The following is a 10,790-nucleotide window of genomic DNA, read 5'->3' on the forward strand; positions in this document are numbered from 1 at the left end:
GATGAAATTAACCGCCTTTATCGTTTCTGTTGCAGCACAAGACCAGATTCCAATGTATCTAGCGTCTGCACAATCATGCCGCTAAGATAGTCGGCTGCAAAATCCTCTGAGAGGAACATATGAGGCACCGCACTTTGAGGAAGCTGTGTACTGCATTGTTCTATAACTGCCTTGACATGCACCTGTTCAATTCTGTGCCCACACAGTACCACTAGGTCCGGATTAAGGACACTGGATACCGCAACCGTAAGCTTCGCAATTGCACTGCACCATGTGTCAAAAGTATTTGCCAGTGTCCAGTCTCCCCATGGGATGCCAAGCGGTATATTCGCGACTTCGCCAGCAAAATTGCCTTTCCCCTTATACAGCCTGCCATTCATAAAAATACCCGCCCCCGGTGGATACCGCTGTGGAAAATAGAAATAAACTACCGTCTGTTCCGGGGTTACGCGCATTCGATTGCTAAAGCCTATAACTGCTGCATTCACGTCATTTTCAATGATAATGGGTCGATTATAACGGACGCGCAAATGTTCAGCGAGCGAGACGCCAAGTAAGGATTGATAATCAGACACAATCATCTTCCCCTCGTACTCTGCACCTGGCAAACCAAGGCCAATCGCCTGAATAGAAGGATAGGCAGCAAGTAGACGATCAATTATAGATTCTAATTGCGCCACATCCAGTTGATCGACGTCCACATCTGTCTCGTAGACAGGATCACCAGACAAATTAACCACCGTGCCATGTATTTGGATGCATCCGTCCCTTTCAAGGGGATACAAGATGAGAGCCAATGCATAGTCCGAATGGTAGGCAAACAGCATAGCAGGCCTTCCGCCCGAGGAAGAGGAGAGGCCCGACTTCATTACTTCTCCTTGCTTGACAAGGGACTGCAGTACGGTATTAACCGTCACGACGCTTAAACCGGTTGCCAACGCAATTTCTTGCTTGGTGGCGGTTCCCTTGGCTTTTAACATTTGACGAACGAGATTCATATTAATCTCTTTGATCACAAGTGCGTTTCCGCTAATTGGTTTCATCCTACACCTCAATGATAAAACACTTTTTAAAAGTATTTTAATAAGTTTAGAACTAAAGTTACCACGTCTACACATACCTGTCAATCTCAACTTCGACTCCCCTAGGCCGCCATCATCAGACAAAAAATAAAAGCCGCTTTATACTTAGCAGCTCTTATCCATTCAAGTCGACTCCCAATTATAATGTTTATCTGTACATTTGAACATTTCCTAAGCCATTTATCCTCCTATCCGCTCCTACGTCTATAAAATATTAGCGTTATTACTTTTATTATTTAGATCACTTATCCTTCAAGTCAACCCGTCGTGTACGAGACTTGGGAAAATAAAGGGCTACACTCGTCCCTACGCCAAATTGACTTTCCACCTTTAATTGCCCATCATGTTTCGTCATCACCTGCTGACAGTAACTAAGGCCAAGCCCAAAATGAGTAGACTTCTTTTTTGTTGTATAGAAGGGTTCTTGAATACGTGCAAGATCTGCTGGCAAGATGCCTGTTCCATTATCACGAAATTCGATCAGTGCTCCCTTCTTATACGTAGCAATACGGACTTGGAGCAGCCCCATATCAGGTTTCATAGCTTCAATTGCGTTAAAGCATAGGTTGACCATACAATCTTTCACGTAAATAGAATCACAATGGACGATCAGCTTTTGCTGCTGTAAATCCGAGCACTTTACCATACTTACACGATGCTGCTCCGCATAAGGCTGGATTAACAATAACGCTTCGTCAACCAGCATATCCATCTCAACGGCTTCCTCATGCAATATGAGGTCGGAACTGAATTGACGTATTTTATTCACCATTTCTTGTACATGATTTGTGATCCGATACAGCTCGTCAACGGACTGTGATGCCGTATCATATGGGAGACCGCCTAGCGCTTTCTTCAATTGATCAGCCAAGTATTGAATTTTGTTCATCTCGTTCTTGATAGAATGATTAACGATGGACGTAACCGATAAAGCGGCAGAAGCTTCCTTTGGGCCTATGGTCATACAGCCCTTCAGGTTTACCTCCTTCACCCCTCTTTCCATCCACTGCCGACCAAAAATGACAAGCACGCTAAAGATCAGTCCAGCAGTTCCCCAATGAGATATCAGTACTCCCTGTCGGATAATTTGTACAAGAACCAACGTATCATGCATGCTTCCTATGAACATAATAAAGAGCCCTGCAACAAACCATTTCCCATCCTTTGTCAAGCGTGCATATTCAACCAAGCTGCAGCTTAAAACATAACTAAGACCTCCCAGCACCATTATGACAAATATAAATATGACAATAGGCAGTCCAATGAGACCAAGAACATACAGGAACAGCAGCACTGTGCCACAGACCGCGTACACCCGCCAGAGCCATCCTTTATACCGCAGCACCGAGCGGTCGAACATTTGATCCACGAATAAAAAAAAGACGACGGGTATCCCCATCATATTGAGTAGAATCGGAAACGGTTTCAAGCTGAACCATACGATAAAAATACTGCTTAACGACCATTTAATACCTGTCATTGCGATCATGTAATTAGCAAGCGCACATAACAATAACATAAAATATAAATACACATATTGCTTTCTCGTTTGCTTAAATACAAATAAAAAAAAACAGCCAGGCTTACGTAAATGACAGCCAAGCCAAACTTGCTCAGATCTTGCCGAAGCAGGGCCTGCGCGGTAATTACAGAATGATCAGCGCTCATCCAATGAAAGTTCTCATAAGGGGGAGCACCCCGTAATAATAGAATCGGCAGAAGGAAAAGAAAGATAACTGTCAACAGAACTGCTCGTTTTGCGGCGATTTTGACCAATTTCTAATCACTCAATGTCTTTGTTCTTTTTCTGCCGATACTTTTGATCTGGCTTTTCACCGTATCCAACGACTTATGGAGCATGGAGGCGATCTGATGGCTTTTGAATCCTTGCTCTTTCAAATCATAGACTTCTCGCTCCGACCGCGACAAAAATCGTAATCTCCATTCAATCAACAGTACATCTGCACAGCAGCCATGTATCGACGAATGGCCAGCATGCGCAGCGCGAATCGCATCCACGATATCTGAATAATGCTCCTTGGTCACGTAATTAACAGCACCCATATCAAACGCGTCCAAAATGATATTGCGCTCATGATAAGAGGTCATCATAATGACCTTGCAGTCCGTCCGGCTCGTAATTTCCTGTGTGGCATAAAGGCCGTCACGTTGATTCGGGTTCAGTTCCACATCCATCAGAACCACATCGATATCAGCATGAAGTGCTGCGTCAACTGCTTGTTCCTTCGTATCTGCTGTATAGGCTACCACGATGTCCGCTTCCTGATTCAGATCATGAACGATATGCTTTATCCAGAACGGATCGTCTTCTACCAACAACACTTTAATTTTATTCATAGAAAAACGACCTCCTTATGATAAGAAAATTGCTTTTCTCACTACCTTTTCCACTTATTCGTTATGCCACAACGCATCGGATAACCGATTATACTTCACATCCTTTCGAGAGTGTATTTCACTACATGTCAGTTCCTTACGCTTCATGTTCATATGAAGGGATGGACTGGCCGTACACAATAAGCAAATACAAAACTGATCCTGTCCATGCCATACCATCCCCTCCTGCTGCAATTATGTAATATTACAGCTTATGTTCATATGAATCTATTGTAAACTATGAATACGCTTGTCGGTTAGTAGGCCTTCATTCCCATATCGGAACAGCATACGAAAAGCCTCTACAATATGCTGCATATCCTCTAAATCTCCAAGCAGCACGGAATGATGAAATACGATACCGCAATCGTAAGCAGCATCACATTGCGGAAGCGTAAATCGCTCTGTGCGCAGTGCCTGCGTATAAGACTCCTCCAGCTTGTGACGCCTGGAATGCGGCGTATACAGCGGATTACGATGCAGCGGAATATAAGGCTCATGCAAATAGTAAGCGCCTAAGCCAAGCATTTGCTGCAAGCTGAGAATCGTCTGGCTGGCCGTGCTGCCGAATACGTCTGGCTGGATTCTTACAACAAATCCATAATAGGATTGTCGATCGACTTGTGGCTGTGTGCGCATCGTGAGCACACCTGGAATCTCACGCAAATGTTCATTGAGATAACGCACATTGCTTGCACGAACATCATGGTGGTCATCCAGCTTACGAAGCTGAGCCAGCAGAATCGCTGCTTGAAACTCCGACAAGCAGCGATTTGTGCCAAAGCGACCGCCAGTCTCACTTAACTGCATTGCCCCCAGCCTCAGCTCCGCATCTGGCAATTTGGTCCGTGCGTTCCAGGCGGACGCCTCCATCTTGGCTAACAGCCTCTCGTCCTTCGTAATAGCCGCGCCGCCTTCGCCGCAGGTAAGCACCTTTCCCTGCTGCATCGAGAAGGCGCCGATATGGCCAATCGTGCCTGCCCGTTGGCCGCGCCAGACGGACCCATGACTGTGGGCGCAGTCTTCAATTACATATAGATTGTATTCTGCGGCAATCTGCATAATTGCGTCCATGTCTACCATGCTGCCATACATATGGATGGGGAGAATGGCTTTTGTGCGCGGCGTAATGGCTAGACGCACACCTTCAGGGCTCATACAGAATGTGTCTGCTTCAATGTCTACCATAATCGGAATTGCATTCACCGATAAGACGGCAACGGCTGGCGCAATCCAAGTCAATCCGGGTACGATCACTTCATCCCCATAACCAATCTCCAATGCCTCCAAGGCAGCAATTAGAGCAGAAGTACCGTGATCCAGCGTCAAACAGTGCTCAATACGATTATATTGCGCAAAGGCAGCGGCAAACTGCTGCTCCTTGGTCTCCCTGCCCATATAGGCGCCGCTGATCGCCCATCTGCCGCTGTCAAGCACATCTAGCAGCTCCTGACGAGTATCTTCATCTGCCATTGGCCAACAAGGCCAGCTTTTGGTTCGAATAGGTGCTGCCATGTCAGCTCACCACACTTTGCTTGGATTGAATTTGTTCCTGCATGACCTCATGAATGAGATCGTTGGGTACTAAGGTAATGTAGGAATCATGCTGCATTGCTGGCTCACCTAATCCTTGCAACAGCACCATACCTGTATGGCCTGGCCGACTCTGACGGTATCCCCGCTTGTTGTCAGAATGCAAGATGTGCTCAACAGCAGGAAGCAGTTCCTGACGGGGCTGAATCCATGCGCCGATCTGATTCAGCAGCTCGTGATGCAGATTAACCGCTTCTCGGCTTAGAAGTCCGAGCTTCTCCGCAATTCGCGCTGCGCACAGCATACCAAAGGCGACACTTTCGCCATGGTTGTATTGCCCCTTCGAAGCCAGTTCCAGCGCGTGCCCGATCGTATGGCCATACTCCAGAATAAGGCCGGTTTTCTTCTCGAAGGGATCTTCGCGCATCACGGTACTTTTGGCCCGAATACAAAAGTCGATAATGTCCCCCAGCTCACCCGAATGATATTGATGATCTGGCCGAAAGATCTCCTTAAACCGGTCGATCTCCTCTGGCGCAATCGTTAATAAATTTTTAACGGCTTCGCACAGACCCGCTCGTATTTCCCGAACGGGCAAGTTTGAGATATAGCTGAGTTCTGCACATACGATACGAGGAGCGTAGTAAAAACCGACTAAATTTTTGCCGCTGGACAAATTTACGGCCTGTTTTAATGACAACACCGAATCAGATGCGGCCATTAACGTTGTTGGCACATGTATCAGCGGCAAGCCGCGAAATAACATCCCCGCCACCATGCCGGCGATATTCCCGGTTACACCACCGCCCACCGCCACAATAACTGCGCGCCGATCTGCACCAAGGCCAATGACTTGCTCGCACAACTGTGCGACGGTCGCCAAGTTCTTATGCTCCTCGCCAGGCTGGAATCGCAGCACATGAACTATTCCAGCTCGCTCCAGTTCGGCGCTGGTTTCTTCCAATATACGCGGCGGAATGCCTGTATCCGCAATAAGAATAAAGCAGCCTGGAATCGATTCTTGGTTCGTAAACCATGAAGACAACTGCGAGATCACATGCTTCCCATACCAAAAGTCATATTTATACGAACCAAACTGGATCGTTCTAACTTTATGTGTCATGCCAACTACCTCCAGTCTCCGCTTAGTGCCCGGTTAAAGACGTACGAGCAGAAGATCATACCTGCAATCGACAAGCCGAAGATACATAAGCCTGGTCGGAGCAAAATGTCCCATTCCCATCCTTTCAACCATAACGTACGTACAACAACGACATACCAGTCGACCGGATTAAAATAAGAGACCACTTGAATCCATTTCGGCAGCGAACTCATCGGCATCATCGTACTGGATAAAAATTGCATCGGCATCAGCGATAAATTAACGATGACCATCATACTGTCCGTATGGCGAACTAGCAGTGCAACACCATATGATATAGCCGCAATGCCAATCGACATTAAATAGCCGAATCCCGCAATACCCAGCGCTGTACCAATATTTAAGCTTCCTTGCGCCCCCATCAGAATCGCAATCACCATGACAATAACGGCTTGCATAATGATTACCATGGCTTGATGTGACAGCTTGCCCAGAATAACGGCAGAACGGTTAGACGGTGTAGAAATAATTTTCTCGATGACGCCTGTCGAGATATCGGCCAGCACTCCCATGCCTGACCATCCCGCGCCAAACAAAGTCGTCATAACGACAACGCCTGGTGCAAAGAACAGCAGATAATTGTCCCCAAATTCACTAAACTGCCCAGTATGAATGACAGGTTGAAAAATTTGACTAAACAGCAGCAGCCAGATTAAGGGGGTTGCGATACTTGTCAGCAGGTAGATCGGCAGCTTGACCAATTGAGCATGGCTCCGCCAAAAGATGCCGCTAAAATCAAACCACAGCCATTTCCAATTAAGCATATTGAATACTCCTTTGTGTATATTGCATCATAACGTCATCCAGCGTTGGTTGCGTGACACGTACCGACGTGATCTGTACGTCATAGTGGCTTAACAAATCAAGAATCGGGGTAACCTGACGATGGCCCTGATCAACCCAGAAACGCAGCTCCGTACAGGCCTCATTTATCTGGATTCGCTTTACGACCAACTGCTCATGCTCCTCTAGCAACTGACTGCGCAGTTGTTCTTCTGTAATATCAGACGAGTGTTCCGCCACTGTAATATAGACCTGATCGCCGCCTACCTCTTGCTTGAGCTGTTCAGGTTCACCAAGACATACACATTGGCCTTCCTGAATAATCATGACACGGTCGCAGAGCCGATCGGCTTCCTCCAGGTAATGCGTGGTTAGAAATACTGTCATGTTCTGCTCCCTTTTGAGCCGCTCCAGTACATGCCATAATTGATAACGATGCTCTACGTCCAATCCTGCAGAAGGCTCATCCAGGAACAATATTTTCGGATGATGCAGCAAGGCTGTCGCTATTTCGAATCTACGCCTCATCCCTCCCGAGAAGGTCATAAGCAAGTTGTCTTTTACTTCCAAAAGGTGTACATAGTCCAGTACTTCCATAATTCTGTCGTTCATCTGTTTACGTGGGATGTGATACAGCTTGCTGATCCAGCGCAAATTCTCGTAAGCCGTCAATTGATGATCGTGTCCACCAATCTGAGAAACATAACCGATATGTTCTCGAATCGCCTTCTGGGATGTCATCGTATCCCGATTTAAAATAAATATGGAACCTTCTGTCGGTTCGAGCAGCGTGGTCAACATCTTAAAGGTTGTGCTTTTTCCTGCGCCGTTTGGGCCGAGCAGACCGAATATTTCCCCTTGCTCCACCTGAAAAGACAGATTGCGAACCGCCGGAAACGGTGCTTTGTCGTATTTTTTAAACAAGTTGTCCACTTGAATGACTGGCAATAGAAGCGCTCCCTTCGTGTATAAATGCTTATCTCATTTTTGCAGCCTCAACTAGGGTAATGACACGGCTTAACGTGTTGTATTCCAAATGAATCAAATGTTCGTAGTGCCCCTGCAATGCCGCCATATCCGCACTGCTTCTCCGCATTAAAGCCATTGCCAATTTATTGCGGAAGGCATCCCATCCCTGCACAACAGCCTGAAATGCAGTATTACCTGCCTCCCCATCATGGCAGGAGCGAAGATAATTCCGCACCAGTTCTCTGCTGCGTGTCACGATGCGCTGATAATCCAGCACTTGATGCTCATAATGGAGATGACGTTCACCAGAACGGATATACGCAGACAACGCTTGTAAATAATCACTGCCCTCATCCAGATTCGATTCAAGCGGATAATGCTTCAGCACGTGCCGGAGCATGTCAACTCTGTCATTGTCACGCCCAAGAACGGCCTGTGCCTGCTCATAGTTTTCCAGTTCCAACTGCATAAATGGCGTAAATTGCTGCGCATATCGGTAATTAAATGACGTATCAATCAACTTGGCCAAGTGCGCTGAACAGACTTCATAATAATCGCCGTTAAATAAATTAAAGATGATAAATTTATCTTGTTCCGTCTTACGCACTAATAGATGAAAATGCCAGTGATCATCATCAAACGTCTTGGGTGATGCCGCATCATATTTCAAATTAATAGATAGCGGCAGGACGCCCCGTCGGTCTAAATAGTGCTGCGCGTAGGCAATTGCTCCGTTCACGTCCAACATATCCGGGTAATATATGCGTGTGCCAAATTGCACCAGAAAATCGTTAGCACGATGAATGGGAGAACCGCAGCTTAACCTTCCCTTATCGACAAACAACTCAAAAAAGGAGGACGACATACTCATCAATTCGAAAGGAAACCGAAAGTTATAGTTAACGACTAGCATGTTATACACGGCTGCGGACACACAATTATAAGCATGTGTGAATGTCATTCACTGTGCAGCCCCCTTTGCTTGCATAAGCAGAACCTGCTGCTCCAATCGCTTCACAACAAGCGTCTCATGACGATTCAGATCCCGATACATCCATAGCAGATGCTCGTATCCTTCTGCCTCGCGCCTGTTGATAGTCATTGCAAGCTGGAGCCTGAATGTCTCCCACCATTTCACCAGTTCACGATCTTCCTTTGTGATTGGAATTCCGATAGCTGCTGCGCTGTTCAGCAGTTGCTCTCTGCTCTTGGAAATAATGATTTGGAACCCCATGATTCGATACACCTCATCATGAAGATCTGTTACTTCCTCCTTCAAAAAAGCGTTACGAATATATTCGATAAAGGCGCAGCCCTCATCCAGATTGTGCTTGGGTGAGTAAGCCTGCAAAGCACCCAGCAGGCGGTCTGTTATGTTCGCTTGCTGGAGCAAGTGCCGAGTATGCTCAACGTTAGGAATGTGAATGACCATAAAGGGCGTGAATTCCCCTTCATTGCGATAGTTAAATGGCGTATCGATCATATTGGAAAAATGATGCATATTTACGGTGTATTTTGTCCCATGGAACATATCAAACATTACAAAATGCTGTTCGTCGATCCGTTCCACTACCATTTGAAAATTCCAGAAATCATTATCAAATGGGGCTGGATCGAGCACAGAATACTTCAAGTTAATCGCAATCGGCAGCACCCCTGTATGCTGTAAATGCTCATCAGCATACGCTACTGCACCTTCTAGATCACGTACATCTGGAAATTCAATCGTCCCCCCTATCTCCATCACGAATTGTTTGGACACATCATAGGGATGAGACAGCAGCAGCTTCGTATACAAATGCTGAAGCTTTAGGAATTCGGGATTAAACAGCAGCGTCTCCAGTTGAAACGTTAGCGGATACGCTTGGGTGATGTAGTTATACACGCTTGCGAGTATGCAATTATACGTCGATACCAGCTTCATATTGGCTCATAACCTCCTGCAGACAATGTAGTTCGAGGTATATTAATTGCTCGTATTCTTGTGCTAAGCGAATGAATGCCTCACGTTCCTGCCGATGTAAGGCCATGCCGAGCAGCCTGCGAAACCTTTCCCAGCCGCTCTGCAGCTGTTCCAACCCAGTCAGCTTGACACCACCCATACAGCGCTTCATATACTCGGCAACAAAATGACGGCTTTTACAAATAATGTGCGGATAATTCATCAGCTTATAGATGTCGGAATCCTTTGGTCTCTCCACCGCATATCGGGAGATACCGTCTAGAAACACGCTTCCCATATGCAAATTGATGTGCAGCGGATAATGTTCGACAGCGTGCCGCAAACTGGATAATCCAGTACCGCTGGCCGAGAGCTTACGCTGTGTGGCTTCCCTGTCGGTCACATCCATCTGCATAAATGGAGTAAATTGGCCTGTATTCCTGTAGTTAAATGGCGTATCAATAGCTTTCATCAGGTGTTGTTCGTCCACTACATAATATTTGTCCTCGAACTGGTCGTACATCTTAAACCTATCTGTTCCTTCTCGACCAACTATGATATGAATGTGCCACGCATCATTGTCGAATGGCAGCGGTTCGAGCACATCGTAGCGCAGATTAATAGCTACCGGCATAATGCCCTTTGTGCGTAGGTGTTCGTGTGCATACATCATAGCTGCCTGCGGGCTGCTTACATTTGGAAACACCATATGGCAATCCGCCTGCTGCAAAAAAGGAGTTACGACTTCCTCAAATGGCGCTGATGTCAAAAAGCCGTCATAGGAATTAACCAGTTTAAAAAAAGGAGGGCTAAAAATAAGGGCTTCCAGTTCAAATTCAAGTTTCTGTACGTGTGATAAGTAATTGTAAATCGTAGCAATGACACAGTTATAGGTCGTAACCAGTTTCATGTCTTGCGCTCC

At 46.3% G+C, this 10,790-nt stretch carries 10 protein-coding genes and 1 pseudogene; all 11 read right to left on the reverse strand.

Translation table 11 applies throughout. The annotated features are described in order from the left end of the window. Window positions 1–17: 17 nt before the first annotated feature. The 11 genes and pseudogenes from MH117_RS15985 to MH117_RS16030 all read right to left on the reverse strand — a co-directional run bounded on the left by MH117_RS15985 (window position 18) and on the right by MH117_RS16030 (window position 10,778). On the reverse strand, window positions 18–1,043 hold the full coding sequence (locus MH117_RS15985) for an ROK family transcriptional regulator (RefSeq protein ID WP_239329976.1): 1,026 nt from the start codon (window positions 1,041–1,043) through the stop codon (window positions 18–20). Between the two features lie 280 nt (window positions 1,044–1,323). Beyond that, a complete protein-coding gene (locus MH117_RS26715) occupies window positions 1,324–2,085 on the reverse strand; it encodes a sensor histidine kinase (protein WP_343224465.1) in 762 nt (253 codons plus the stop codon). Between the two features lie 30 nt (window positions 2,086–2,115). Continuing rightward, window positions 2,116–2,649: pseudogene (locus MH117_RS26555) on the reverse strand (7TM diverse intracellular signaling domain-containing protein); the annotation flags it as partial. 212 nt (window positions 2,650–2,861) lie between these two features. Then, the gene (locus tag MH117_RS15995; RefSeq protein ID WP_239329980.1) at window positions 2,862–3,440 is read right to left on the reverse strand and encodes a response regulator transcription factor; all 579 of its coding nucleotides are present in this window, start codon (window positions 3,438–3,440) and stop codon (window positions 2,862–2,864) included. Window positions 3,441–3,707: 267 nt separating this feature from the next. Continuing rightward, window positions 3,708–4,994 carry a DegT/DnrJ/EryC1/StrS family aminotransferase gene (locus MH117_RS16000; protein WP_239329982.1) on the reverse strand — a complete coding sequence of 429 codons (1,287 nt, stop codon included), beginning with the start codon at window positions 4,992–4,994 and terminating at the stop codon, window positions 3,708–3,710. Window position 4,995: 1 nt separating this feature from the next. Beyond that, window positions 4,996–6,135 carry a 2-deoxy-scyllo-inosose synthase gene (locus tag MH117_RS16005; protein WP_239329984.1) on the reverse strand — a complete coding sequence of 380 codons (1,140 nt, stop codon included), beginning with the start codon at window positions 6,133–6,135 and terminating at the stop codon, window positions 4,996–4,998. Window positions 6,136–6,140: 5 nt separating this feature from the next. Then, window positions 6,141–6,938, reverse strand: a complete 798-nt coding sequence (locus tag MH117_RS16010; protein WP_239329986.1) for an ABC transporter permease — start codon at window positions 6,936–6,938, stop codon at window positions 6,141–6,143. Then, window positions 6,931–7,905 (reverse strand): ABC transporter ATP-binding protein, encoded by a 975-nt coding sequence (locus MH117_RS16015; protein ID WP_239329988.1) that lies wholly within the window; start codon window positions 7,903–7,905, stop codon window positions 6,931–6,933. The genes MH117_RS16010 and MH117_RS16015 overlap by 8 nt, the downstream gene beginning before the upstream one ends. Before the next feature lie 28 nt (window positions 7,906–7,933). Next, a complete protein-coding gene (locus MH117_RS16020) occupies window positions 7,934–8,887 on the reverse strand; it encodes a hypothetical protein (protein WP_239329990.1) in 954 nt (317 codons plus the stop codon). After that, window positions 8,888–9,850, reverse strand: coding sequence for a hypothetical protein (locus MH117_RS16025; protein ID WP_239329993.1), 963 nt, complete (start codon window positions 9,848–9,850; stop codon window positions 8,888–8,890). Next, window positions 9,828–10,778: a hypothetical protein gene (locus tag MH117_RS16030; RefSeq protein WP_239329995.1), complete on the reverse strand. Its 951-nt coding sequence runs from the start codon at window positions 10,776–10,778 to the stop codon at window positions 9,828–9,830. Before MH117_RS16030 ends, MH117_RS16025 begins: the two co-directional genes overlap by 23 nt. Window positions 10,779–10,790: the final 12 nt, after the last annotated feature.

This window comes from Paenibacillus sp. ACRRX (assembly GCF_022346885.1).
In the GTDB taxonomy this organism is placed as follows: Bacteria; Bacillota; Bacilli; order Paenibacillales; family Paenibacillaceae; genus Paenibacillus_B.

Bases quoted from the DNA above. Each gene is read 5' to 3' on its own strand.
- MH117_RS15995 (WP_239329980.1), bottom strand. From the start codon at position 3,440: ATGAATAAAATTAAAGTGTTGTTGGTAGAAGACGATCCGTTCTGGATA.
- MH117_RS16000 (WP_239329982.1), bottom strand. From the start codon at position 4,994: ATGGCAGCACCTATTCGAACCAAAAGCTGGCCTTGTTGGCCAATGGCA.
- MH117_RS26715 (WP_343224465.1), bottom strand. From the start codon at position 2,085: ATGGAAAGAGGGGTGAAGGAGGTAAACCTGAAGGGCTGTATGACCATA.
- MH117_RS15985 (WP_239329976.1), bottom strand. From the start codon at position 1,043: ATGAAACCAATTAGCGGAAACGCACTTGTGATCAAAGAGATTAATATG.
- MH117_RS16005 (WP_239329984.1), bottom strand. From the start codon at position 6,135: ATGACACATAAAGTTAGAACGATCCAGTTTGGTTCGTATAAATATGAC.
- MH117_RS16020 (WP_239329990.1), bottom strand. From the start codon at position 8,887: ATGACATTCACACATGCTTATAATTGTGTGTCCGCAGCCGTGTATAAC.
- MH117_RS16025 (WP_239329993.1), bottom strand. From the start codon at position 9,850: ATGAAGCTGGTATCGACGTATAATTGCATACTCGCAAGCGTGTATAAC.
- MH117_RS16030 (WP_239329995.1), bottom strand. From the start codon at position 10,778: ATGAAACTGGTTACGACCTATAACTGTGTCATTGCTACGATTTACAAT.
- MH117_RS16010 (WP_239329986.1), bottom strand. From the start codon at position 6,938: ATGCTTAATTGGAAATGGCTGTGGTTTGATTTTAGCGGCATCTTTTGG.